The following is a 24893-nucleotide window of genomic DNA, read 5'->3' on the forward strand; positions in this document are numbered from 1 at the left end:
TCAGCCGAGGATCGCGTGGAGAGCTTCGACGACCCGGTCCTGCTCCGAGTCGGTGAGGGCGGGGAAGAGGGGCAGCGACAGTTGCCGTGCGTAGAACTCCTCGGCGACCGGGCACATGCCGCGCCGGTAACCCATGTCCGCGAAGACGGGGTGCCGGTAGGCGGGCAGGTAGTTCACCTGGACGCCGATGCCCGCCGCCCGCATCCGCTCGTACACCTCGCGCCGCCGCCCGCCGAGGACTCCCACGGAGTACAGGTGCCAGGCGGGGTCGGCATGCGGGCGGCGGGTGGGCAGCCGCAGTCCGGACAGGCCCCGGAGGGCCTCGTTGTAGCGTTCGACGAGCCGGGCCCGCCGCTCCCTGAACTGGCCGAGCCGCCGGAGCTGGCTGACGCCCAGGGCGCACAGCATGTCGGGCAGGCGGTAGTTCAGGCCGAACGCGTGGACCTCCTGGTGCCAGCCCCCCTCATCGGGGTCGCGCAGCTCTCCCGGGTCGCGGACCAGCCCGTGGTTCCTGAACCGCCGCGCGCGCCGGAGAAGCTCCACGTCGGCCGTGGCGACCGCGCCGCCCTCGGCGGTCGTGATCGTCTTCGTCGGGAAGAAGGAGAAGGTCGTCAGGTCGGCGAGCGTGCCCACCGGCCGGTCGTGGTAGCGCGACCCGACGGAATGCGCGGCGTCGGCCACGAGCACGGCCCCGGCGCGTGAGGCGATCTTGCGCAGCACGTCGTACTCGGCCGGGTGGCCGGCGTAGTCGACGGCGGTGACGGCCCGGGTACGCGGGCCGATCACCGCCTCCACGGCGTCGGGGTCGAGGTTGGCCGTGTCCTCCTCCACATCGGCGAAGACGACCCGCGCACCGAGCATGACCGCCGTGGACGCCGTGGCGACGAAGGTGATCGGTGAGGTGACCACCTCGTCCCCCGCGCCGACGCCGGCCGTCGCGTAGGCCGTGTGCAGCGCGGCGGTTCCCGAGGTCACCGACACGCACGGCACCCCACCGGTCCAGGCCGTGAGCTCCCGCTCGAACGCGTCGACCGCCGGGCCGGTGGTCAGCCACTCCCCGCGCAGCACGTCCAGGACGCCTTCGATGTCACGTTCGTCGATCGACTGCCTGCCGTACGGAAGCATCAGATCTTCACCGCGAGCAGCTCGCGGATCCCCTCGACCGACAGCCACTGGTCGTTGGTGTCGGAGCGGTAGGAGAAACCCTCGGGGACGCTCTGGCCGCCGGGCGACGGGACATAGCCCCAGGTGGCGATCGTGGGCTGCACCACGTAGCGGCTGGCCAGGCGGATCGTCCTGCGGCTGTCGTCGGCGGCGATCATCTCCTCGTGGAGCTTCTCCCCGGGACGGACGCCGACCTCGTGCAACGGGGAGCCCGGGGCGACCGCCTCGGCCAGATCCGTGATCCGCATGCTGGGGATGCGGGGGACGTAGAGCTCGCCGCCCTGCATCAGGTCGAAGGAGTCGACGACGAACCGGACGGCCTGCTCCAGGGTGATCCAGAAGCGGGTCATCCGCTTGTCGGTGATCGGCAGGCTCTTGTCCTCGGCCGCCAGCTTCTGGAAGTAGGGGATCACCGAGCCCCGGCTGCCCATCACGTTGCCGTATCTGACCACGGCGAACCGGGTCACATGGTGAGAAGCGTAATGATTGGCGGACACCAGCAGTTTGTCCGCTACCAGCTTGGTCGCTCCATAAAGATTGATAGGACTGGAGGCTTTGTCCGTCGAAAGCGCGATCACTTTTCTGACGCCGCAGTCAATGGCCGCCTCGACGACATTCTGGGAACCGCTGACATTGGTCAGAACATATTCGAACGGGTTGTATTCGGCCGTGTCGACCTGTTTGAGCGCGGCCGCGTGCACCACATGGTCCACACCGTGCATGGCACGGGTCAGGCGGCTGCGATCGCGCACGTCACCGATGAACCACCGCAGCCTGGAGTCGTCGGCGAACAGCTGCCTGACCTCATACTGCTTGAGCTCATCCCTTGAGAACACGACGACCCGGCGCGGGTCGTGACGGTCGAGCACATGCCGGATGAAAGCCTTCCCGAACGATCCCGTCCCGCCGGTGATAAGGATCGATGATCCCTCAAGCTCGCCCACCCGAGTCCCCCCATACAAGACTTCCGTAACTTACGGTAGTCATTCAGTGACGAGTTTGTAGCATAACGTAGCGTCACCATCACTCAGCCGAGTTAGGAAATGTTTTGGCCGTTCACATCGCCGGAGTCATTCAAGCCCGCATGGGGTCCACCCGCCTGCCGGGAAAGGTCCTGCGCACGCTGGGCGGACGCACCGTTCTGGAACGGGTCGTGCGCGCCGCCTCCCACGGCGACGCCCTCGACGACCTCGTCGTGGCCACCACCACCGAGCCCGCCGACGACGACGTCGTCACGGAGTGCGAGCGGCTCGGGGTCTCCTGGTACCGCGGCCCGGTGGACGACGTGCTGACCCGCTTCCTCGGCGCTCTCGACCGGCTGGACTGCGACGCCGTCATGCGCCTCACCGCCGACTGCCCGCTGCTCGACCCGGAGGTCATCGCGATGGCCGCGGGCATGTGGCGGGCCGCACCCGCGCTCGACTACCTGAGCACCAGCCCGCAGCCCAGGACCCTGCCCAGAGGGCTGGACGTGGAGATCGTCTCCGCGCGGGCGCTCCGCGGCCTCGACGCGGTGGCCACCGGCTACCACCGCACCCACGTGACGTCCTACCTCTACACGCACGCCGAGCGTTTCCGGATCATCGGTCTCATGTTCCCGCCGGGCGACGCCGATCTGCGCGTCACGCTCGACACCCCGGAGGACTGGGAGCTGATCAGCGCGGTCGTCGACCACTTCGGGGACGCGCCGGTGCCGCTGCGGACCCTGACCGGATGGCTGCGAGAGCGGCCCGAGGTCGTGGCGCTCAACGCCGCCGTGGAACAGAAGGCCCTGGAGGAGGCATGAGCCCGAGGCCCCCGCGCGCCAAAAGACCCGGACCCCGGCGGCGGCACCCGGAGACCATAGGTCCGGAGGTCCTCACGTTCCGGCACGCCCGGACTCCGGCAGCGGCGCCCGGAGCCGACACACTCCGGGTCTCCGCGTCCGAGAGGATCCGATGAACCGCGTCGGCATCCGGTGCGACGCGGGCGCCACCATCGGCGTCGGCCACCTGATGCGCTGCCTGGCCCTCGCCGAGGAGCTGCGGGACCGGCGACTGGAGGTCGTCGTCCTCGGTGACGTCGGCGGTCTGGGCTGGGCGAGGGAGCAACTGGCTCGGCGCGGCCTGACACTGCTCCCCGGACCGGACGGCCCGGCCGCCATGGTCCGCGCTGCGCGCCGCCTCGCGCTCGACGCCGTGGTCATCGACTCCTACGACCTCGACCCCCGTTGCTCGGGGGCGCTGCGCGAGGCGGGCGTCAGGGTGCTGGCCATCGTCGACGGGGACGACCGGGGCCAGGACGCCGACGTCTACCTGGACCAGAACCTCGGCGCCGAGCGCAGGCCGGACCGCTCGCCCGCCGGAGCGGTCCGGCTCGCGGGGGTGCGCTACGCCCTGCTCCGCGACGACGTACGGCGACTGCGACGGCAGGGGCCCGGGAAGACGGTACGGCCGGAGGCGGCGCCGGAATCGGTGCAGGCCGCCCGCCGAGGGATGGCGGAGCCCGTCCCGCGGCGATCCGTGGCGGCCGGACGGCCTCCCCGGGTGCTGTGCTTCCTCGGGGGCACCGATGCGGCCGGAGTGGTCTCCGTCGTCGCGGGCGAACTCGTCGCGACGCGCGCACCGTTCCTGGCGACGGTCGTCACGCCGCGTGCGGGAGCGCTGGACCACCTCGAACCGGCGGATGGTCAGGTGATCCACCGGATCCCGCCCACCGACGACCTCCCCCGTCTGATCGCGGCGGCGGACCTCGTCGTCACGGCGGCGGGCGGCAGCGTGTGGGAGCTTCTCCACCTGGGGAAGGCCGCCGCGCTCGCCTGGGTGGCGGAGAACCAGCGGCCGGCCTACGAGGAGGTGGTCTCGCGGGGGCTGGCGGCCGGACTCGGCCGCCTCGACGCCGCGACAGGCGCGGACGGCCCCGCCCGCGCCTGCCTGCGGGCGCTGCTCACCTGCGCCCGCACCCGTACGGAGCTCGGCATGCGCGGGCCCGCGCTGGTCGACGGGGAGGGCAGGGCACGGGTCGCCGACGCGCTGCTCTCCCCGTGACCACCGGGGACACCATGATCATTTGGTCATCTCCATGACGACGACGGTCTCCTCGACCCCGGCCACCTCGCGTGTGTAGGTGCCGACCTCGACGAACCCGTGACGGCGGTGCAGGGTCCTGACCGCCTCGTTGCGGGCCAGGACCTCACCGCGCAGGGTGTCGATCCCCAGCTCGGCGAAGGCGTACTCGACCGCCTCGCCCTCGACCCGCATCCAGGCGGCCAGCAACTCCCCGCGCCGGGACAGCCCGTCCACGTCGAGGTAGAAACCCCAGCCGGCCTGCCGCGCCCGGACGTCGTGGCCGGAGATGTTCACCACGCCGCTCGGCACACCGCCGTGCTCGTAGACCAGGATCCGGCGGGTGCGGTCGGCCATCGTCGCCCGCCACCACCTGCGGTGCTCCGCCTCGTCGATCTCGTGATCGGTGAGGCTGACCCCGCGCACCCGGGGGTGGTTTCGCCACCGCCGGATCAGCTCGCTCTCGTGCTCGAAGGCTCTCCTGAGCACGGCGGTCAGCCGGTCCGGACCGTCAGGTAGGCGGGAGGGTCCTGGATGTGACCGAGGTCGGACTCCAGGATCTGCAGCCCGTCCCGGGTCCCGACCTCCTGGAAGCCCGCGAAGCGGTAGGTCACGAACATCACCCGGTTGCGGTCGTTGGGCAGGAACTCCGCCTGGAGCCGCACTCCGGCGTCCCGGGCCAGCCGCATGATGTGGTTCAGCAGGACCGTCCCGACGCCCCGTGACATCACCCGGCAGGACATCAGCAGGAGCTTGAGCGTCCAGATCTCGGCCCCGCGCTCGACGAGTCCGAGGCCGATCTTCCCGTAGGACCCGAACCTGTCGTCGAGGCCGGCCACCAGCAGCAGGTGGTCGGGAGACCGTACGAACCCGCGCAGCTCCTCGTAGGAGTAGGTGATCCCGGTGGAGTTGAGCTGGTTGGTGCGGACGCTGAGCTCCTCGGCACGCCGCAGGTCGGCCTCCGCCGCCGGGGTGATCACGAAGGTCATGTCGAGCGTGGCCAGGAAATCCTCGCTCGTCCCGCCGAACTCGCGCTGGGCGGCGTCCCTGAGCTCGGATCCCAGATACATCGACCGCCGGTTGCGGGAGTCCTCGGTGACGAACTTCGGCGTGAAGACCGGCATCTCCGGAATCCCGGCCACGTCCCGGGCGTCCAGGCAGAGCACCCCGGGATGGCTGAAGGACACCTCCTCCAGCTCGAACGACTGGTCGTCGATCAGCGCCAGCGTGTCGATCCCGATGTTCAGGCTCTTCGCGATGGCCGCCACGGACTCGGACTTCGGGTTCCAGCCGATCTGGGGGGCGAGGAAGTAGTCGCGCAGGCCGAACCGCTCCAACTGCTCGATGGCGGCCTCGCTGTGGTTCCGGCTGGCGATCGACTGCAGGATCCCCCGCTCGTCGAGCACCCGGACGACCTCCGCGACCTCGGGCCGGAGGGTGACCTCCCCGTCCTCCAGGAGCACGCCGTCCCACAACGTGTTGTCCAGGTCCCAGACCACGCACTTGATCGGGCCGGTCCCCCGCCTCCCGACGCTCGCGGTCACGCGGGCACCGCCCCCGGCTGCGGACCGGCGGCGACCCGCCGGACCAGCGCGGCCATGGAGCGGACGCTGCGGAAGTTGTCCATGTGAAGCTCGTCGTTGGGCACCGCCACCGCGAAGGTCCGCTCGACGAACATCACCACCTCCATCGCGAACATCGAGTCGACGAACCCCAGGGCGAAGATGTCGTCGTCGTCGGTCCAGCTCCGGCCGGGGAAGCGCGGTTCGATGAACGCCCTGATCTGCGTGTCGATATGATCTTGCACCGATTTCGCCCCTTCGGTCACGGCAGACAGTGGAGTAGCTCACGGTATCGTCGCGACAGCGTAGTGTAGCGAAGCGATGCGTGAGGGGCCGCTCGGCCATGCTCCTGCTCCGGCGCCGCCTGACCGCCGCCCGGGACGACCAGGCTCAGGGCGTCGGAGAAAGATCCGCCACCCCGGCGGCATCACATATGCCCCGGGTAACGACTTATCAGGGAAAGTCAGGTCTTCTGAGTCCTGCGCGGGTCTCGAAGTCGCGCTGGGCGTCACCGAGCAGGTCGCCGCGGCCGAGCCCCGAGCCCATGTTCAGGTTCGATGTCATCGCGTCCTTCGCCTCCGCGGCCGCCTGCTCGGCCGCGTGGATCGCGACGACCACCGCGTCAGCCAGGGTCACGCCGTCGTGCCGCCGCTTGCTCAACACGCTGATGTCGAGCGCCAGCAGGTTGCCCACGGCGTCCACGGTCGCGACGATGCCCCCCTTGTCGGCCGCGCCAGTGAACTTTCGCGCACCCCACTCGGCAACGGCCGCCTCCATCTCGGCCGACGCCACCGACAACTGCTCCGCGAGCCTCCTCAGCTCATCCATGTCATCCATGATCGCTCTCCCGCAGAATGGCGTCGAAGTACGCCGCGAGAGGATCGTGATCCGGATCGGGCTGCGGCAGCCCGCTCAGCCCGTTCAGCGCGGCCATCGCCTCGTCCATGCCCTGGGCCATCGCCTCACGCGCCGCCCCGACGGCCTCCTGGATGGCGAGTCCCACCGCGACATGGTCGAGGTCGCGCATCGCCCGGGGGTCGATGCGCAGATGCAGCAGCCGTCCCGAACCCGACACCGTGGCCACCACCCGGCCGCTGGCGTCTGCGCCGGTCAGCTTCTGCTCACCCAGATCGCGCAGCGTCTCGGCGAACGCGCCCACCAGTCCCTCGACCTCGCGGATCATGCCGCGAAGCTCGCTCTCCCCGCCCATGTTGAAGGCCTCGCCGTCCTTCACGAGCTTTCCCCGATGGCAGGCTCCCACAGGCGGATGTCTTTGACCATCGGATCCACATGCAGGTCGCGCGAGCCTTTCGCCGGATCACCCGTGTTGTAGAAAGCGCCTTTGGTTTCAGTGATCTTCAGCTCGAGATCGTTCAGGCTGCTCTCGTACTTGTTGTAGATGTCGGCGAACTGTTTGATCAGGGTGCCGATAGTACCGAGGAAACCCCCGGAATGTGCCATCAGGAAGATCCTGCCAAGGGGGGTTCCGGCCATCGGCACGAGAACTTTAAAGGCCGCCCCGGCGGGGATCACCAGTCCGACCAATGCCAGGTCGTACTCCGTAACCTCTTTGTACTGGTTGTGCATGGTACTGCTCATATCTTTGGCGATGGCGCCGAGCTGGTCGAACATGCCGATCAACTTGAACCTGAGATACTGCTGGAGCATTTCGACCGCGTGGCCCTTCCAGTACGGCGGGAGGTCACTGAAGTAGCCAAGCCATACGTCCCAGGCGTTGCCCTTGAGATGCCCCAGCATCTCCTTCCACCTATCCCGGCGATGTATGAAGAGGACGGGGTTGCCGAAGTTCGCAATGGCTATCAGGATCAGCACCGCTCCCATCACGGCCAACCCGGCTATGGTCAGCCCCCTCAAAACCCAATGGTTGTGTTTTTTTAACTCGATGAGCATATTTCTGAAGAATCCTGGATCAGCGGAAGACGTGAAGGCGGGGGTGGAAACAGGAGCCCGAGCCGCAGCAGCCGCAGGAGCAGCCGCAGGAGCAGCCGCAGGCGCAGGAGCAGCCGCAGGCGCAGGAGCAGCCGCAGGCGCAGGAGTCAGAGCGGGGGGGACGGTGACGACGCCCGTGATCTGCCCGCCCCTGCCAGCAATGAACAGTTTCTGGGGGCCCTGCGAAGGAAGCGGCAGACCGGGGGTGTACGGCGCGGGCGGGCCGCCGGAGGGGGTCGGCATCAAAATACCTTTCAGTGGTCGATCTTATCGACGGCGGCCTCGGCCTCTATGTGGGCCCTACGATAGTTCTCAGCCGTATGGACGAGCTTCACGCCGTCCTTGTCGAGCACATCCTGCAGGATTCCCGCGCAATCGGCCCAGGCGTGGCTGAGGTTGTTGAGCCTGTCAACGTACAAGTGCCCGAGAAGGGGGATGCCGGTCCCCGGCAACATGTTCAACCATCCCTCGAAGCTTGGCACGGCCGCCTTGATCGCACTGACGTTCACGGCTGACGTGATCATCACCTGGGCGAACTTTTCGATCTTTCCCGTGGCGATCTCAAACCCATCCCTGTCACTCGGGGCAGCGGGAGCGGGGTCCGGGCCGGGCGTCGCGGGGAGCGGGAAGTCCGAGGGGGCGTTCAGGATCGGCTGCGTGCAGGGACTGGTCGGGCAAGGGGGGTTGTGCGGACACCCGTCGGGAGCTTTAGGCGGCGGGTTCGGCGTCCCGGGGCTGCTCGGCGTACCGCTTGGCGAAGAGCTCGGCGTCCCGCTCGGCGTCCCGCTTGGCGAAGAGCTCGGCGTCCCGCTCGGCGTCCCGCTCGGCGAAGAGCTCGGCGTCCCGCTCGGCGTCCCGCTCGGCGAAGAGCTCGGCGTACCGCTCGGCGAAGAGCTCGGCGTACCAGAATCACTCGGCGACGGGCTGGTCGGATCCGGAAACGTATCCGAATATGTCGGCTTCGGGAAGTCGTCGTCGGACACGTGATACACCTTCCATGTGCTCGGCGGGCTGGCGACAGCTCTTAGCGCGGGCGGTTTGCCAGCGGAGGAGATGGCGCCCGGGAAGTATCAGGCAGGTGGGCCTTCTCGCCGCCGGTGCGATCGGCATGATCAAGGCTCAATCTAGGGGACGGAGTTCGTCGGCGTCCACGAAAGGCTATTCGTCGCATACGTGACACACGCGACACGTGATCTATGAGCTACCGGCAGCTCACGAGATGACACCGCGGCGGATCGGGACGCGACGCCGCCTCCGCATCCACATCCGGCGGAACAAGAGGAATACGGCGATCCCGACCGCGCACACCACGATCGCCGGCAGGGCCAGAGCGGTGGGCCCAGGACCCTTCAGACCCTCCAGCTCCGGGCCGCCGGACCGCAGACCGCCCGTCACGCCGGCCTGCCGGATATGCCGCCGCAGTCGAAGAGACACGGGTGACGCCGGAAAAACCGTCTCTGTCTGTTCGCTGGTAGAAACCTGAAAGTCGGCTGGCAGACAACCCATCAACCCGACTTCGGGCAAAGTGTCCGGATAAGATGCTTTTTTCTGTCCCGCCCGCATCTCTCGTAACACCCGGAGCTCCCCTCATGAAGTCTCCTGCCCGAATGCTGCTGGCCATCCCCTGTGCGCTCGCCTTAATGGCCACGCCGACCGCCGCCTGGAGCGCGGACCAGCCGAAACCCACCACCACGGCCAAGCCCACCACCACGGCGAAGCCCACCAGCACGGCCAAGACCACTGCGGCGGACAAGGCCAAGTCCGCCGCCAAGGTCGCGCCCGTGGACTGCGCGAAGGTCAAGTGCATCGCGCTGACCTTCGACGACGGCCCCGGCAAATACGCCGACAAGCTGCTCGACACCCTCAAGAAGTACAAGTCCAAGGCCACCTTCCTCCTGGAGGGCCAGTACGTGAAGTCGCGTCCGGCCTTCGCCAAGCGGATGGCCGTCGAAGGACACGACCTCGGCAACCACAGCTACACCCACCCGCACCTGCGCGAGCTGGACGAGGCCAAGATCCGCGAGGAGCTGACCAAGACCCAGGAGCTCGTCAAGAAGGTCACCGGCAAGGCGCCGACCATGATCCGCCCGCCGTACGGCGAGCTGGACGAGCGGGTCAAGGCGATCGCGGCCGAGATGAACATGCCGATCATGCTGTGGAACGGCGGCTCCCGCGACTGGGCGACCAAGAACGAGAAGGCCATCTACGACGAGGTGCTCAAGAACGCCAAGCGTGACGGCGTCATCCTCATGCACGACTGGGTCGCGCAGACCGTCACGGTCATGCCGAAGCTGCTGACCGCGCTGCAGAAGCAGGGCTACCACGTCGTGGCGGTCTCCTCGCTGCGCGGTGCCGGCGCAAAGGAGCTCAAGGCCGGCGACATCTATCCGGTCGGCAGCGAGAAGGACGAAGAGCTCTCCGAGGACACCCCCTTGGGCGGCGCCGAGAGCGCCGAGTCGCCCGCCGACGGTCTCTGAGCCACCCGCTTGCCCAGCCGCTGCATCGGCAGTTCGACGTAGCGGTAGGTGAGCTGGCTCAGGCCGATCACCACGGCGACGAAACCCGCTGACAGCGCCACCTGCACCACCGGCTGCATGGCCCGCACGTCTCCGGCGAGAGCGTTGACGAGCCTCAGCAGCGGGTGGTGCAGGAGGTAGAGCGAGTAACTGATCAGGCCGAGCCGGACGAGGAAACGGGGCAGGCGGCGGTGGCGCAGGGCCATCGCGCCCGCGAACGTCGCCCCGGCGAGCGCGATCGTGGTGAACCACACGCCCGGCTGGACCCACCACCAGCCCGCCTGGGGCGCCCACACCGGTGCCAGGGCCACCAGAACGGTGACGGCGGCCACCGGCCAGAGGCCGCCGGTGCCCTGCTCCCAGCGGCGGATCGCGGTCCCGGCGAACATCACCGCGAGGATCGCCGCCCCGAGCCACGGCACGAAGCTGCCGAAGAGCAGCAGCACCACGGACATGCCGCCGAGGACGCAGGCGGCGGCGGTCCGGAACCGGCCGCCGATCAGGCAGGCCATGCCCACCAGGAAGAGCACGCCCGACAGGTAGGCGGGCCAGGGACCTTTGAGCAGCGGCGCGGACAGCGTCAGCCCGGCGACGACCGCCACGGCGCCGAACCCCACGGCGAGGGTCCCGCTCCGGCGGTGCAGGCCGCGGACGAACAGCGCGGTCACCACCAGGTAGAAGACCATCTCGTAGGAGAGCGTCCACATGGTGTCGGCCAGCCCACCGAGGTGGACCACGTCCAGCAGCATCGTGACGTGCGCGGACACCGACGACAGATCGCGGGGCACCTGCTCGCGGACCGGCATCCAGAAGGCCGTCAGCAGGACGGCGGCCGCGACCAGCAGGTAGACCGGGTAGAGCCGGAACACGCGGCTGATCCAGAAGGCGCGGACGTCGCCGCGCCCCTCCAGCGAGACCGGGATGATGTAGCCGCTGACCAGGAAGAACACCAGGACGCCGTACATCCCGAGGTTGAACCAGTAGGGCCGGAGGGCGGGCATGAACCAGGGCAGCAGATGTTCCAGCAGGACCGCGACGGCGGCGAGCCCGCGCAGCGCGTCCAGCCAGGCCAGCCGGGTGACGGCAGCGGCCGTGGAAGATCGGGCACCGTTGACTGTCGAGGACACCCCGTTCAATTTACCTGGACAGAGAACATAAAACCGGCGCTGCCCTCATCCGCACCGGCCCGGATGCCCGCCTCTCCGCCCAGCGGACGCGCTACGTACGCGGTCACGCCCGGGGTGCCCGGATCGACCCCTGTAGAGGACCTGCCACGGATCGGTGGAGGACGGAGAACGGCGCGGCTCCGCGGAGGAATCCTCCGCGGGGCCGCGCCGTCGTTCCTACTCCCACTCGATGGTGCCCGGGGGCTTGCTGGTCACGTCGAGGACCACGCGGTTGACCTCGCGGACCTCGTTGGTGATCCGGGTGGAGATGCGGGCGAGCACGTCGTAGGGGACGCGGGACCAGTCCGCGGTCATGGCGTCCTCGCTGGAGACCGGGCGCAGGACGACCGGGTGCCCGTAGGTGCGGCCGTCGCCCTGGACGCCCACCGAGCGGACGTCGGCGAGCAGGACGACCGGGCACTGCCAGATCTCCCGGTCGAGACCCGCGCGGGAGAGCTCCTCCCGGGCGATGGCGTCCGCCTCGCGGAGGATCTCCAGGCGGTCGTGGGTGACCGCGCCGATGATGCGGATGCCCAGGCCGGGGCCGGGGAACGGCTGGCGCCAGACCATCGCGGGCGGCAGGCCGAGCTCCTCGCCCGCGCGGCGGACCTCGTCCTTGAACAGCGCGCGCAACGGCTCCACCAGTGAGAACCGCAGGTCGTCCGGGAGGCCGCCGACGTTGTGGTGCGACTTGATGTTGGCGGTGCCGGTGCCGCCACCGGACTCGACCACGTCGGGATAGAGGGTGCCCTGGACGAGAAAGTCAACCGGGCCGTCGGCGAGGATGGCGCGCTGCTCGTCCTCGAAGACCCGGATGAACTCACGTCCGATGATCTTTCGCTTGTCCTCCGGATCGACGACCCCGTCGAGCGCCTTGAGGAAGCGTTCCTGGGCGTTCACGACCCGGAGCTTGACGCCGGTGACGGCCACGAAGTCGCGCTCGACCTGCTCGGCCTCGCCCTTGCGCAGCAGCCCGTGGTCGACGAAAACGCAGGTCAGACGGTCGCCGATGGCTCGTTGCACCATCGCCGCGGCGACTGCGGAGTCCACTCCGCCCGACAGCGCGCAGATGGCGCGTCCTTCCGGGCCGATCTGGGCGCGGACCGCCTCGACGGCGTCCTCGACGATGTTGAGCATCGTCCAGGAGGGACGGCAGCCCGCCGCGTCGAGGAAGTGCTTCAGCACCGCCTGACCGTGCTCGGAGTGCAGGACCTCGGGGTGGAACTGCACGCCGTACAGGCCCTTGCCGGGGTGCTCGAAGGCGGCGACCGGCGTCTGCGCGGTCGCGGCGGTGACGAGGAAGTCCTCGGGGGCCGCGGCGACGCTGTCGCCGTGGGACATCCAGACCGACTGCTTGACAGGCAGGCCGGCGAAGAGCACGCCCTCCTGGGCCACGTCAAGCTGGGTCCCGCCGTACTCCGCGAGGCCGGTCCTGGCCACCTGGCCGCCCAGCGCCTGGGCCATGACCTGGAAGCCGTAGCAGATGCCGAAGGTGGGCACCCCGGTCTCGAACAGACCGGCGGGCGCGGCGGGAGCGCCTTCGGCGTAGACCGACGACGGACCGCCGGACAGGATGATGGCCTTGGGCTTCTTGGCCATCATCTCCTCCACCGGCATCGTCGAGGGGACGATCTCGGAGTAGACGTGGCATTCACGCACCCGTCGCGCGATCAGCTGCGCGTACTGCGCACCGAAGTCGACGACCAGGACCGTGTCGAACTCAGACACCAAGACCCCCAAAGGAAACACAGCGGTGAATCCAGTCTATCGGCGCTTGTCGGCGTGCTCACGCGGAGTCGGGCAGCCGGGTGACGACAGCATGGCCGGACGGCGTCAGAGGACCCTGCTGAGGAACGCCTGAGTCCGCGGATTGCTCGGGTTGTCCAGGACCTCGGCGGGCGGGCCGGCCTCGACGACGACCCCGCCGTCCATGAAGACGACCCGGTCGGCCACCTCACGGGCGAACCCGACCTCGTGCGTGACGACGATCATGGTGAGACCGTCGTTGGCGAGGTCCTTCATGGTGGCGAGCACCTCGCCCACGAGCTCGGGGTCCAGCGCGCTGGTCGGCTCGTCGAAGAGCATCAGCTTGGGCTCCATCGCCAGGGCCCGGGCGATGGCGACGCGCTGCTGCTGACCGCCGGAGAGCTGGCGGGGGTAGCTGTGCGCCTTGTCTTCCAGGCCGACCCGCTTCAGCAGGGCCAGGGCCCGCTCCCGCGCCTTGCCGCGTGACTCACCGCGCACGCCCACCGGCGCCTCGATGATGTTCCGCACCGCCGTGAAGTGCGGGAAGAGGTTGAACTGCTGGAAGACCATGCCGATCTCCCGGCGCTGACGGGTGATCTCCCGGGTCCGCAGGTGCCGTACCCGCCCGCCGGAGGCGTCGAAGCCCATCAACTCGCCGTCGACGTGGATGGCGCCGCCGTCGATGGTCTCCAGGTGGTTGACGCAGCGCAGGAACGTCGACTTCCCGGATCCGGAAGGACCGAGGATGACGACCACCTCGCCCCGCTGGACGTCCAGGTCGATGCCCTTGAGCACCTCCAGGTAGCCGAAGCTCTTACGTACGGCCCTGGCGTGGACCATGGGTGTGGTCACGATGGTGTCTCCGTGGATGTCGGGGCCGCCGGTGGCCGGCGTCGCCGGAACAGAAGGAAGCTCCAGAAACTCTGCGGGGCGTTGCGGGTCGCCCCGCGTGCGTAGTGGCGCTCGATGAAGGACTGGCCGATGTACAGGATCGACGTGATCACCAGGTACCAGATGCACGCCACGATCAGCAGCGGGATGGTCTGGAAGGTGCGGTTGTAGATCGATTGCACGGTGTACAGCAGATCGGCGAGGGCGATGACGCTGACCAGCGAGGTGGCCTTCAGCATGCTGATGACCTGGCTGCCGGTCGGCGGCACGATGAACCGCATGGCCTGAGGCAGGACGATCTTGCGGAAGGTGCGCCCGCGGCTCATGCCGAGCGCCGACGCGGCCTCGGTCTGGCCGGGGTCGACCGAGAGCAGGCCCCCTCGGATGATCTCCGCCATGTAGGCGACCTCGTTGAGCCCGAGGCCGAGGACCGCGGCGAGCAGCGGCGTGATCAGCTGGTTGGTCTCGCCCGTGACGAACGACGGCCCGAACGGGATGCCGAGCGAGATCCGGGGCATGAGCGCCGACAGGTTGTACCAGAGCACGAGCTGCACCAGGACGGGCGTGCCGCGGAAGAACCAGACGTAGAGACCGGAGGTCACCCGCGCGACGGGGTTCTCGGAGAGCCGGCCCATCGCGATGAGCACCCCGCCCACCACGCCGACCGCCATCGCGATCACGGTGAGGAACAGCGTCGTCACGATGCCCGTCCCGATGACCTGCGCGTTGACGTAGCGGCCGACCACGTCCCACTGGAAGTTGCCGTTGGTGACCAGCATGTTCACCAGCTGGGCCGCCAGTACGAGCAGGACGACCGAGGCCACCCAGCGCAGCGGGTGGCGCGTCCGAGCGGCCCCCGCCACGTCGATCTCCGGGGTCGATCGCCGCTCCGTGGCGGTGGTCATTTCGCGACCGCCAGGTTGATGCCGGCCTTGTCGAGCATGTTGCCGGTCGTACCCCACTTATCCATGATCTTCTGGTAGGTGCCGTCGTCGATCAGCTTCTGGACGGCGTCCTTGAGCACGTCACGCAGCGGCGAGTCCTTGGCCACCACGGCTCCCTGGAACAGGTCGTCGAATCCGTTGGGCTTGCCGGTACCGACGAGTTCGAGCGCGCCGCCCGACTGCTTGACGAAGTAGGTGAGCGGTGCCTGCGAGGAGAAGAAGGCGTCGGCGCGGCCGGAGCGGACCGCCAGGATCGAGGTCGGCTGGTCCTTGTACGACTGGACGTCGATCTTCGGCTTGCCCTCCTTGACGCAGGTGTCGGACTGCCCCTTGATCACCTTCTCGGCGGACCCGCCGGCCATGACCGAGATCTTCAGCCCGCAGGTGTCGGCGATCGAATTGATCTTGCGGGGGTTGCCCTTCGCCACGGCGAACACCACGAACTCGCGCACCCAGTCGACGAAGTCGTTGGAGACCTGCCGCTCGGGGAAGTCACCGACGGGACCGATGGCGAAGTCGTAGCGTCCGGCCTCGATCCCGGTGAGCGTGCTCGGCAGGCCGTCCACCGTGACGTGCTCGATCTTGACACCGAGCAGGCCGCCCAGCGCCTCGGACAGCTCGGCGGAGACCCCGGTCAGGGACCTGCCGTCCGTCCCGGCGATCTCGTAGGGCGGGAACGAGCCGTTGTTCGCCGAGATCAGCTTGCCCGCGGTCTTCACCTTGTCGGGCAGGCGGTCGTGCAGCGCCTGGTCTCTGGTCTGGGTGACGGCGGGGGTGCCGCTGGCCGACGCCGTGCCACCCAGGGCGCCCTCGCTCTCCGGCGGGTTGGATCCGCATCCGGCCAGCAGCAGGGCACCGGCCACAACGGCGCTAACAGCGTGGGTCTTACGCACTTTCGCTCCTCAGAGTGTCGGGTGGGGATCGACGGCGAATCGCCGGTTGGCCAGGACGGGAAGGGTGCGGCGGGCGTGTTCGAGCTCCTCGGCCGAGGCGTCGGCCCAGAGCATGCCCGGCGCGTCACCGAGGCGGGCGCGGGTGATGCCGAGGGGGTCGACGAACATGCTCGCCCCGATGTTGCGCCGGCCGCACTCGCCGGACGCGGCGACGTAGTAGGTGTTCTCCAGCGCGCGGGCGGTGACCATGACCTCCCAGTGCCATTCCTTGGCCGGCCCCCGCACCCATGCCGTGGGCAGCGCGACCACCTGCGCGCCCTGGTCGGCCAGGAGCCTCGCCATCTCCGGGAACCTGACGTCGTAGCAGGTCATCATGCCGACCTTCCAGCCCGCGCAGTCGATCACGACCGGGGATCCCGAGCCCGGCACCACGTTGTCGGACTCGCGCCTGCCGAAGGCGTCGTACAGGTGCAGCTTGCGGTAGGAGGCGACGAGTTCACCGTCGCGCAACGCGACCAGCGTGTTGAACACCCGGCCGTCCTCGGCGGGCTCGTGCGTCCCCACGATCACCGTGGTGCCCGATCCGCGCGTACGCTCCGCCAGCCCGGTGACGAACGGCCCGTCGAGCGGCTGGGCCGCCTGGCGGATCCGGGTGGGCTCGTCGATGAAGAGGGACATCGCCCCCTCCGGAAGGACCAGCAGATCCGCATTCCCGGCGACGGCATCGTCGACGGCGGCCTGGCAGGTCCTGAGGTTGGTCGCCCAGTCCTCGGCCGTGGCGAACTGGCCGACCGCGACGCGGAGTTTACTCATGATGCGAAGACCTCCTCGGGGTCGATCGCCCGGGGGGCGATCCCCTGGGCGTGCAGCTCCTCGCAGAAGGCCGCGGTCATCGCGGCGTTCGCGGCCGTGCCGTACGGCATCCAGTCGTCGCCGAAGACCTGCTGGGTCCTGCTCAGGTCGGCGAGCAGCCACGGGACGGTGTCGGCCAGCAGGCGTCGCCGTGACAGCCACAGCCGCTTGGACTCCTCGAAGAGCTCCTGTACGGCACCGGTGATCCACGGGTGGCGCTCGACGACCTCACGCTTCAGGGTCACCAGGTGGATGCCGGGGACGAAGCCGGTCTGGTGGAAGTAGGCGAGCTCGGCCGCCGGGTGATCGGCGAACAGGTGGCGGAACCGGCTCTCCGGCGTGAAGAACTCCGCGGGCATGAACGGGGTCAGGATCGCGTCGAGACGTCCGGCGGCCAGCTCCTCGGCGATCGACGCGTCGGTCACCCCGACGTTGCCGGGCAGCGGCGCCGGGCCGACGCGGTCCTTGCCCTGCTCGCCCGCGACCAGGCCGCCGACCGTCCACTCCACGCCGCCCAGGTCGACTCCGGCCGCCCGGAACAGCGCCCGGGTCCAGGTGTTGCCGGAGTCGGGCCAGCCGGTCAGGCCGATGCGGGCGCCCTTCAGGTCGGTGAGCCCGTGGAGGTCGCTGTCCCGGCGGACCAGTACACAGCGGTGCCGGAAGCCACGCATCACGAAGACGGGGAGTCCCACCAGCCGGTCGTCGCCGGCCGCCCTGCCGAGCACGTACCTGCTGAAGGAGGTCTCCCCGCCGTCCAGTTCCGGTTCGCTCAGCACATCCGGCGTGATCGACCGGGATTCGAGCTCCAACTCGAACGCGGCCGGCCGTACGGTCCCCGTCGTCACCGGGACGAGGTGATCCCAGTCTCGAAGAGCGAGACGAATGCGTGGTTTCGTCACTATTGCTTCCTTTCGTGGTGCAATAGGGCTGAACTTTATGTTCAGACGTTTGATGCACACAAGATGAAGTTTGTTCCTGAACAAACTTTTGTCCATTTGGAGGCTCGATGGAGGCGGATCCCGCCTGGCTCGCGCAGCAGATCCGCGAACCCACCGCGCGCGGTATCGCCACCGACCTGATCGACCTGATCAGACAGGGCACGTTGCGGCCGGGCACCCGGCTGCCGACCGTGCGCAGCCTCGCGAGCAAGCTGGGCGTCAGCCCGGGCACGGTCGCGGACGCCTGGTCCGAACTGAGGAAACACCGGATGATCAGCACTGATCGCCGGCGGGGCACCACGGTGCTCGGGCCCCCCGGCGTGCCGCATCCCGCACGCTATGAGCGGATCGGCAACTTCGGCAGCCGGCTGGCGGTCGATCTCGCCATCGCCGCCCCGGATCCGGCGCTGCTCCCGCCCCTCGGTGCCGCGCTGGCCGCGGCCTCATCCACCGAAGGGCTCAACGCCTACATCCGCGAGACCATCACCCCTCGCCTGCGCGCCGCGGTCGAACCGACCTGGCCGTTCTCCCCGCAGGGCTGGCTGGCCCTCGGCGGCGGATACGAAGGCGTCCAGCTGCTCTGCCAGACGACGGCCCTGCCCGGTGACCGCATCGCGATCGAGGAGCCGACCGGGGCCCGGTTGCTCGACATCCTGGAGGTGATCGGGGTGAAGGTGATCCCGGTCGCCTGCGACGAGCACGGGCCCGTCCCGGCCTCACTGGCCCAGAGCCTGCGTGCCAGCCCGGTGGCGTTCGTCTACCAGCCGCGTGGGCACTCACCGTGCGGCCACGCGGTATCCGAAGACCGCTCCGCCGAGCTCGCCCAACTGCTGGCGCCCACGGCGACCCTGGTGGTCGAGGACGACGGCATCGGCGAGCTGTCCGTGGCGCCCATGATCAGTCTCGGGACGAGGCTGCCCGACCAGACCGTGCTCGTCCGTTCGTATTCCAAGTCACACGGACCCGACCTGCGCCTGGCGATCATCGGCGGGGCCGCGGAGGCCGTCGAACGGGTGCGCGTGCTGCGCAGCTTCGGCACCGGGTGGACCAGCAGGATCCTTCAGGACACCCTGGCTCATCTGCTCTCCGACCCCGGCGCGCAGGCGGTCGTCGAGGATGCCCGTACGGCGTACGCCCAGCGCCGTGCGAAGCTGGCCGCCGAACTGTCGGACCGGGGAGTGCCCGTCGGCGGCCGGGACGGCCTCGTGCTGTGGGTCCCGGTCCACGACGAGTCCGAAGCCCTGGTCACCCTGGCCGCGCACGGCGTCGCGGCGGCGCCGGGCAGCCGCTACCGCGTACGCCAGGGACCGCCGCACATCCGGATAGCGATCGCCCAGCTCACCGAGGACCCGGCGGAGCTTGCCCAGATCGCCGACGTGATCGCGCTGGCCGCCCACCGCCCGGCCGGATAGGCGCGGGCGGACACCGGGGCGCCGGCCACGCGGCCCGGGACGGATGACCCACGCTCACGCGCCGGGCCGGGCCACGGCGGGCCACGGCGGGCCGGGCCGGGCCGGGCCGGGCCGGACGGCCCTGTGCCGCCGAGCGTTTCGCCATCGCGAGGCTCCACGGAACAGGCTTAGAGCGCCCGGGAGAGCAGGCCGAGGGGCGGGGAGCCGAGGTCGAGCATCGCGGTGTGGAAGCGCTTGAGCGTGAAGGCGGCGCCCCATTCGGTCCTGGCCCGCTCGCGCAGGGCGAGGATCTCCAGCTTGCCCCAGGTGTAGCGGCCGTAGGTCGGGTCGAAGGTGGCCCGTGCCGCCTCCGACATCGCGGCGGGGCCGGCGATGTGGGTGTCGGCCTCGAAGCGGCGGGCGCCCTCCTCGACGGTCATCGAGCCGGTGTGCACGCCGATCGCGCAGGCCAGCCGGGTCACCCGGATCAGCGCCTCCAGCCACACGCCGATCTCGAAGCGCGGGTCGTCGGGCGCGAAGCCCTCCTCGACGCAGAGCTCCTCGGCGTAGTGCGCCCATCCCTCGGCGAACGCCATGGACATCAGCGTCCGCCGCACGTCGGAGGGGGCGTGCCGCAGGGCGCGGCCGTGCGAGAAGTGCCCGGGGGCGACCTCGTGCACGTTGATCGCGGGCAGCGTGGTGGCACTGAAGACCTCCAGCCACTCCTCGATGTCGCGCTCCGGCCAGGAGGGGTCGGGCGGGGTGACGTGGTACCACGACGGGCCCTCGGGCTCGCCGGGCGCCGCCCAGCTCATCATCGCCATGGCCCAGCGACGCGACTCGGGTGCCAGGCCGACCCGGCACTCCCCGTCGTGGTAGGGGACCAGATCCTTCTCCCGGGTGAAGGCGATCGCCTCCTCGGCCCCCGTCCGCGCCGCGTCGAGCACGCCGTCGATGCCCGGATGGTCGCGGACCAGCTCACGGGAGACGTCCAGCGGCGACCGGTCGCCCATGCCCAGCTTCGCGCACGACTCGGTGAGCCGCGCCATGAGCCGGTCGCGCTCGGCGTCGGCCCGCGCGGCCAGGGCACCGAGGTCCACCGGGAGCCCGTCACCGGCGCCCATCAGCAGGGACAGGCCCTCCGCGCCGAGGGAGGCGTCCGGGTCCCCGGAGCGGGAGGCCTCCTCGACGTGCTCCAGCAGGCGGGCGTGCGCCGTCAGCGCCGCCTCACGCACGGACCCCTCCGCGTCCTTCGGCACCCCGGCCGCCAGACCCCGTACGGCCCCCAGCAGCGCGGTGGCGACCGGCGCGCTGAGCAGGTCGAGCGAGGCGATCGCGTTGTCCACGGCCTCGGGCCAGCGCGCGAGGTGGGCCAGCCTGGCGGCGGACCGCTCGGCGGCCGGGGCGTACTCCCGGTCGTAGGTGGCCAGATCGAGGTTGCCCAGATGCTCCAGCGGGCTGCGCCGGTGCAGCTCCAGCTCACCGAACCTGACCCGGGTGGCCACCTCGAAGATCCCCAGATGGGCGGCGTCGTGTGGATCGTCCGGCGGCGCCCCCTTCCCGAGCGCGGCCAATCCGGCCCGCACGCCCTCGGGTGACAGGTCCTGGATCATTCCGTCGTACTCGTGCCGCCCGGCCATCTCCCGGGAGTCGGCCATGGCCATGTCGCACACCGCCCGCAGGCGACCGTCCAGTTCGCTCATGATTGTGAAGCTATCTCAGGATGGGTATCCGCCCCGGGTGGATACCCATCCTCAACAAGCGCCTTGCGCGATAGGCGACCCGCCTGCCGACGATTCCTGTCTTCGAAAATCTCGGTTGACCGTGAGCGGCCTCTGCCTTTCGGTTAACATCCGAGCTACTGTGGATATTATGACGATGGCCTATGAGGACGTGCCCTTCAGCGAGCTGCTCCATCATCCGGCCGCGACCACGCGGAGGCTGGACACCGTCCGGGCGCTGCGTCTCCGGCGCCGCGACGCCGGAGACCTCGCGCTGATGCGCGTCGACCAGTTGGAGCGGGACACCACGGTCGTCGATTTCACCTCCCGCCTGCTCGCCGGGCTCGTGCGCACCGAGAACATCGCGGCCCTGCGCGAGGCCCTGCCTGAGGCTCTGCCCTGGAGCACGTTTCTCCCCCCGGAGGACGTGGACACGATGCTCGCCGAGTTGGTGGACGTCGCGCGCGGCGCGGTGGCCTTGGAGAACCTCGCTCCGATCGCGCTCCTGCTGGTCCAGTGGCGGCACAGTGCCGAAATCCATGCGGACCCGGCGCTGCTCGCCCTTCTCACCCGCGAGCCCGACGGCGACCTCGGCCCCGCCCCCATGCCCCGGATGACCGAGTGAGCCCGAAGCGGGGCGACCGGGCCGCGCCACCCCCGACCGACGAGTACGACCCCCGCTTCGCCATCCCCGGGAAGGCCACGGACTGAGCCGCTCCGGCCCGATCGATGACCCTTTACCCGCCGGTACGGCCGGCCCGTCCGGGCTGCCGCCTGAGCTCCTCAGCCTGGTCCCGACTGCGAGGATCTCCGGTCGTCACCGGGAAGCGCTCTCGGCGATGGTCGTCAGGGCGGAGCGGGGAGCCCGGCCGAGCAGGGCCCGCAGGTCGCTCTCCGTCTCCGCCATGAACCCGTTCGCGATGCTGGAGTACGTGGTCACCAGCATCGGGACCTGGAACGGCTCCAGGCCGGAAGCCGCGAAGGCCGTACGGGCCTCGGCGAGGGTGCCGGGCTCGTAGGAGACGGCGTTCCCGGTGGCGGCGGTGAGGGCGCGGGCGAGGTCGGCGCCGCCGACGGCCTCCTCGCCGACGAGCTCGTAGGTCCGGCCCGCGTGCGCCCGGGCGTCGACGACCACGCGGGCCGCGACGTCGGCGAGGTCCTCTCTGGCGACCGCGGCCAGCCTGCCCTGTCCCAGGGGCGCGGTGATCTTCCCGTCCACGACGGGGGCGAGCGTGGCGAGCAGTTCGGCATAGAGGCCGTTACGCAGGATCGTCCAGCTCGCGCCCCCCTCCCGGAGCCTGCGCTCGGTCCAGCGGTGGGCGAGGGCGTAGGTCAGGTGGTCCCCGGCGGCGCTCAGGCTGGTGTAGACGATGTGCCCGATCCCGGCCTTCTCCGCGGCCTCGATCGCCGCGTCGTGCCGGGCGACGACCGCGTCGTCCTCGCCGTAGCCGGCCGAGACGAGCAGCAGCGTGTCCACCCCGGCGAAGGCCTCTGCCAGGGAGGCGGGGTCGTCGAAGTCGACACGGCGCGCCGGGAGCCCTCCCGGGGCCTGCTGAGGATCACGGGTGCCGAGCACGACGTCGTCGCGTCCGGAGAGCCGTGCGGCGACGAGGCTGCCGAGGGCGCCCGTGGCGCCGGTGACGAGAATCATGGAGGTCTCCCCCGATTGAGTGGTTCTTTCCGGTAACTGAGACCATCATCGATAACCACGGCGTATGGCATAAGGAGGCACTTTCATGTCAGTGGGGCACAGCGCGGTAACCACCGAACCGGTCGTCTCCTGCGGGGGAGAGCATGAGGACTGCGGCATCCGCGAGGTTCTCGACCGGATCGGTGACAAATGGTCGGTGCTGGTCGTCGTCGAGCTGGCCCAGGGCATGCACCGGTTCCGGCAGCTCCAGCGGGCGGTCCCCGGTATCTCCCAGCGGATGCTCACCCTGACCGTCCGGCGCCTGGAACGCGACGGCCTGGTCTCCCGGACCGTTCATCCGACGGTCCCCCCGCAGGTCGAGTACGAGTTGACGGAGACCGGCCACAGCCTCACCCACCTGGTGAAGGCCCTGGCCGACTGGTCGGCCGAACACCGTGACGGCATCGCGGCGTCCCGACGTGCCTGGGACGCCGCCAACCCCGACTCGGATGTCCACTGAGGGCGGATCGTGACCACGGCGCCGCGGACGGAACGACGACCGGCCCGCTCGCCGCGCGGGAGAAGCGGACCGGCCGGCCCTTCGACGAGAGCGGCCCTGTCGAGGTGGCCGGAGCCCCGGTCCGCTGCGGCCTCGACCAGGACCACGCCGTCTCCGTCGAGCCCGGCGGGTCCGTCACCGGCCGGTCTGCCGCCCCTCCTCGTCGATCCGGTCGAGCAGCGCCTCCAGCGTCTTGTCGTCCGTGGCGGGGGCCATCACGGCGATCCGCAGGTGCCGGACACCGTCGATCTCGGCCGAGGTGAGCTGGAACGCGCCGTCCGCCATCAGCCGCTCGCGGAGCTCCACCTGGTCGCCGGTGCCGTACCGGAAACAGACGATGTTGCTCTCCGGCTCGTAGGGGCACGTGAAGCCGGGGCGCTGCCGGGCCAGCTCCCAGAAACGGTGGGCGGTGGCGTACTGCCGCGCGACATGGTCACCCAGGCCCCGCTCACCCCGCCAGGCCAGATTGAGGAAGATCTTCAGGCCCAGCTCGGCCTTGCTGCACTCCACGGTCCTGCCGATCAGGTCGAAGCCCTGGTCACCGTAGAACAGATAGCTCGCCCGCTGCCGGAAGGCCGCGTCCAGGTCGTTCTCACGCCTGGTCAGTACGGCCGCCGCCAGGCTGGAGGTGCGCAGCATCTTGTGCGCGTCCCAGATGAGGGAGTCGGCCAGCTCGATCCCGTCGAGCAGGTGCCGGTGCTCCTCGCTGAGCAGTGCCGACGCCCCATGGGCGCCGTCCACGTGGAACCAGACGCCGGCCTCGGCGCAGAACTCCCCGATGCCGCGCAAGTCGTCGTGGAGGCCGGTCCCCGTCGCGCAGGCACCGGCCACCAGGGCCATCGGCCGCCGTCCCGCCCGCCGTACCCGGTCCAGGGCGTCGGGCAGGCGGGTGACGTCGATCCGGCCCAGCGCGTCGACGTCCAGCGGCATGACGGCCCGTTCCCCCAGCCCGAGGATCGCCGCGGCGCGGGTGAGCGAGTAGTGTGCCGACGCGGGCGCGAGCAGCGCCAGGTCGGCGGGGACCCCCTCGGTCCACGCGTCCGGCGCGGCGGTCGCCCGCGCGGCCAGCAGCGCGGTGAGATTGGCCAGTGAGCCGCCGTGGGTGAGCACCCCGCCGCCGGTGTCGCCGAAACCCACCGTGTCCAGCATCCAGCGCAGGACCTCGAACTCGACGGTCGCGGCCGAGGCGCCCATCTCGTAGATCGCCATGGGGTTGTTGGCGGCGCCGTGCACGAAGTCGGCGAGCGCGGCGGGGAAGTCGGGGGCGGCGATCTGGTGGCCCAGGTGGGCGGGGTGATGGAGCCGGGTCCCCTCGTCCAGATAGGCGGTCAGGAATTCGGCGTAGCTCTCCGGTGTCATCCCGCCCTCGCGGATCCACCGGGCGAGTCCCAGCTTCTCGGCCAGCTCACGCGGCGGGCGACGCCCCAGCACAGGCGGGCCGCCACGCTGGCTCTCCTCCACGTAGGCGGCCAGCCCTTCGACGGTCACGGTGGCGGCGCGTACGAACTCCTCAACGTTCCAGATCACACCGGGATACTGGTCGAATCCCTGACAAACCGCCAGCCAAGACATCCGGCACCACATCACCATGCTCAGCCCGCCCCCGCCGCCCCCGGATCCTTCCGGCGATCATGACTCTGGAGACACCTTGATTCTCGCATTCCGTAGAGTTAACTCAACATGATGTAGTATTACCTCTACATGGATCGGCATCCCAACAAGGAGATACGGGCGGCGATCGATCACATGATCACCGCCGGATGGACCGTCGAGAAGGCCGGAGGTCACGCATGGGGACGCGGTTCATGTCCTGGCGGACAACAAGGATGCAGACCGCCGACGTCCATCTGGTCGACGCCGCGTTCTCCGGAGGCGCACGCGAAGCGCCTGCGCCGTCTCGTTGACCAGTGTCCGCACGCACCCGAA

General features: G+C 69.7%; 26 protein-coding genes. 7 read left to right on the plus strand and 19 right to left on the minus strand.

Annotation, left to right across the window (positions count from 1 at the left end; all coding sequences use genetic code 11):
• Entirely contained in the window at positions 1-1125 is a 1125-nt protein-coding gene (locus tag OHA77_RS15175) for a DegT/DnrJ/EryC1/StrS family aminotransferase (protein WP_406318750.1), read from the minus strand.
• Positions 1125-2108, minus strand: a complete 984-nt coding sequence (pseB, locus tag OHA77_RS15180; RefSeq protein WP_326819975.1) for a UDP-N-acetylglucosamine 4,6-dehydratase (inverting) — start codon at positions 2106-2108, stop codon at positions 1125-1127. The genes OHA77_RS15175 and pseB overlap by 1 nt, the downstream gene beginning before the upstream one ends.
• A gap of 140 nt (positions 2109-2248) precedes the next feature.
• Between pseB and OHA77_RS15185 the strand changes: the two genes are divergently transcribed.
• Both OHA77_RS15185 and OHA77_RS15190 read left to right on the plus strand, forming a co-directional pair.
• On the plus strand, positions 2249-2950 hold the full coding sequence (locus tag OHA77_RS15185) for a cytidylyltransferase domain-containing protein (RefSeq protein ID WP_406318751.1): 702 nt from the start codon (positions 2249-2251) through the stop codon (positions 2948-2950).
• A gap of 151 nt (positions 2951-3101) precedes the next feature.
• Positions 3102-4190 (plus strand): PseG/SpsG family protein, encoded by a 1089-nt coding sequence (locus tag OHA77_RS15190; RefSeq protein WP_406318752.1) that lies wholly within the window; start codon positions 3102-3104, stop codon positions 4188-4190.
• 18 nt (positions 4191-4208) lie between these two features.
• Here the strand turns inward: OHA77_RS15190 and pseH are convergent, their stop codons facing one another.
• From pseH to OHA77_RS15225, 7 genes are all read right to left on the minus strand, one after another.
• Entirely contained in the window at positions 4209-4697 is a 489-nt protein-coding gene (pseH, locus tag OHA77_RS15195; protein WP_406318753.1) for a UDP-4-amino-4,6-dideoxy-N-acetyl-beta-L-altrosamine N-acetyltransferase, read from the minus strand.
• Between the two features lie 5 nt (positions 4698-4702).
• Complete coding sequence (locus tag OHA77_RS15200) at positions 4703-5752, minus strand: HAD-IIIC family phosphatase (RefSeq protein ID WP_406318754.1); 1050 nt, start codon at positions 5750-5752, stop codon at positions 4703-4705.
• Positions 5749-6015, minus strand: coding sequence for an acyl carrier protein (locus tag OHA77_RS15205; protein ID WP_326819970.1), 267 nt, complete (start codon positions 6013-6015; stop codon positions 5749-5751). Before OHA77_RS15205 ends, OHA77_RS15200 begins: the two co-directional genes overlap by 4 nt.
• 208 nt (positions 6016-6223) lie before the next feature.
• Positions 6224-6607 (minus strand): YbaB/EbfC family nucleoid-associated protein, encoded by a 384-nt coding sequence (locus OHA77_RS15210; RefSeq protein ID WP_406318755.1) that lies wholly within the window; start codon positions 6605-6607, stop codon positions 6224-6226.
• Positions 6600-7004: a YbaB/EbfC family nucleoid-associated protein gene (locus tag OHA77_RS15215; RefSeq protein WP_406318756.1), complete on the minus strand. Its 405-nt coding sequence runs from the start codon at positions 7002-7004 to the stop codon at positions 6600-6602. The genes OHA77_RS15210 and OHA77_RS15215 overlap by 8 nt, the downstream gene beginning before the upstream one ends.
• Complete coding sequence (locus OHA77_RS15220) at positions 7001-7963, minus strand: hypothetical protein (protein ID WP_406318757.1); 963 nt, start codon at positions 7961-7963, stop codon at positions 7001-7003. Before OHA77_RS15220 ends, OHA77_RS15215 begins: the two co-directional genes overlap by 4 nt.
• 11 nt (positions 7964-7974) lie before the next feature.
• On the minus strand, positions 7975-8229 hold the full coding sequence (locus OHA77_RS15225; RefSeq protein WP_406318758.1) for a hypothetical protein: 255 nt from the start codon (positions 8227-8229) through the stop codon (positions 7975-7977).
• Between OHA77_RS15225 and OHA77_RS15230 the strand changes: the two genes are divergently transcribed.
• Both OHA77_RS15230 and OHA77_RS15235 read left to right on the plus strand, forming a co-directional pair.
• Entirely contained in the window at positions 8210-8707 is a 498-nt protein-coding gene (locus OHA77_RS15230) for a hypothetical protein (protein ID WP_406318759.1), read from the plus strand. The two genes, OHA77_RS15225 and OHA77_RS15230, sit on opposite strands and share 20 nt — an antisense overlap.
• Before the next feature lie 602 nt (positions 8708-9309).
• Positions 9310-10197, plus strand: a complete 888-nt coding sequence (locus tag OHA77_RS15235; protein WP_406318760.1) for a polysaccharide deacetylase family protein — start codon at positions 9310-9312, stop codon at positions 10195-10197.
• Here OHA77_RS15235 and OHA77_RS15240 read toward each other — a convergent pair.
• From OHA77_RS15240 to OHA77_RS15270, 7 genes are all read right to left on the minus strand, one after another.
• A complete protein-coding gene (locus OHA77_RS15240) occupies positions 10104-11363 on the minus strand; it encodes an acyltransferase family protein (RefSeq protein WP_406318761.1) in 1260 nt (419 codons plus the stop codon). The two genes, OHA77_RS15235 and OHA77_RS15240, sit on opposite strands and share 94 nt — an antisense overlap.
• A 216-nt stretch (positions 11364-11579) precedes the next feature.
• A complete protein-coding gene (gene guaA, locus OHA77_RS15245) occupies positions 11580-13151 on the minus strand; it encodes a glutamine-hydrolyzing GMP synthase (RefSeq protein WP_406318762.1) in 1572 nt (523 codons plus the stop codon).
• 84 nt (positions 13152-13235) lie between these two features.
• On the minus strand, positions 13236-13988 hold the full coding sequence (locus OHA77_RS15250) for an amino acid ABC transporter ATP-binding protein (protein WP_406319830.1): 753 nt from the start codon (positions 13986-13988) through the stop codon (positions 13236-13238).
• A gap of 8 nt (positions 13989-13996) precedes the next feature.
• Complete coding sequence (locus OHA77_RS15255; protein ID WP_326819962.1) at positions 13997-14944, minus strand: amino acid ABC transporter permease; 948 nt, start codon at positions 14942-14944, stop codon at positions 13997-13999.
• Positions 14941-15846, minus strand: coding sequence for an ABC transporter substrate-binding protein (locus OHA77_RS15260; protein ID WP_406318763.1), 906 nt, complete (start codon positions 15844-15846; stop codon positions 14941-14943). Before OHA77_RS15260 ends, OHA77_RS15255 begins: the two co-directional genes overlap by 4 nt.
• Positions 15847-15885: 39 nt before the next feature.
• On the minus strand, positions 15886-16689 hold the full coding sequence (locus tag OHA77_RS15265) for a nitrilase-related carbon-nitrogen hydrolase (protein ID WP_406318764.1): 804 nt from the start codon (positions 16687-16689) through the stop codon (positions 15886-15888).
• The gene (locus OHA77_RS15270) at positions 16686-17573 is read right to left on the minus strand and encodes a hypothetical protein (RefSeq protein ID WP_406318765.1); all 888 of its coding nucleotides are present in this window, start codon (positions 17571-17573) and stop codon (positions 16686-16688) included. Before OHA77_RS15270 ends, OHA77_RS15265 begins: the two co-directional genes overlap by 4 nt.
• A gap of 161 nt (positions 17574-17734) precedes the next feature.
• Between OHA77_RS15270 and OHA77_RS15275 the strand changes: the two genes are divergently transcribed.
• Positions 17735-19078, plus strand: a complete 1344-nt coding sequence (locus OHA77_RS15275) for a PLP-dependent aminotransferase family protein (RefSeq protein ID WP_406318766.1) — start codon at positions 17735-17737, stop codon at positions 19076-19078.
• 167 nt (positions 19079-19245) lie between these two features.
• Here the strand turns inward: OHA77_RS15275 and OHA77_RS15280 are convergent, their stop codons facing one another.
• Positions 19246-20760, minus strand: a complete 1515-nt coding sequence (locus tag OHA77_RS15280; RefSeq protein ID WP_406318767.1) for a DUF885 family protein — start codon at positions 20758-20760, stop codon at positions 19246-19248.
• A 169-nt stretch (positions 20761-20929) separates the two neighbouring features.
• On the opposite strand from OHA77_RS15280, the gene OHA77_RS15285 reads away from it, so the two are divergent.
• Entirely contained in the window at positions 20930-21403 is a 474-nt protein-coding gene (locus OHA77_RS15285) for a hypothetical protein (protein ID WP_406318768.1), read from the plus strand.
• Positions 21404-21595: 192 nt separating this feature from the next.
• On the opposite strand, the gene OHA77_RS15290 is transcribed toward OHA77_RS15285, so the two are convergent.
• Complete coding sequence (locus OHA77_RS15290) at positions 21596-22429, minus strand: NAD(P)H-binding protein (RefSeq protein ID WP_406318769.1); 834 nt, start codon at positions 22427-22429, stop codon at positions 21596-21598.
• Positions 22430-22514: 85 nt separating this feature from the next.
• Between OHA77_RS15290 and OHA77_RS15295 the strand changes: the two genes are divergently transcribed.
• Complete coding sequence (locus OHA77_RS15295) at positions 22515-22928, plus strand: winged helix-turn-helix transcriptional regulator (protein ID WP_406318770.1); 414 nt, start codon at positions 22515-22517, stop codon at positions 22926-22928.
• 174 nt (positions 22929-23102) lie between these two features.
• Here the strand turns inward: OHA77_RS15295 and OHA77_RS15300 are convergent, their stop codons facing one another.
• Positions 23103-24494, minus strand: coding sequence for a pyridoxal phosphate-dependent decarboxylase family protein (locus OHA77_RS15300; RefSeq protein WP_406318771.1), 1392 nt, complete (start codon positions 24492-24494; stop codon positions 23103-23105).
• Between the last annotated feature and the right edge of the window lie 399 nt (positions 24495-24893).

It is taken from the genome of Streptosporangium sp. NBC_01639 (assembly GCF_045209755.1).
GTDB lineage: Bacteria > Actinomycetota > Actinomycetes > Streptosporangiales > Streptosporangiaceae > Streptosporangium.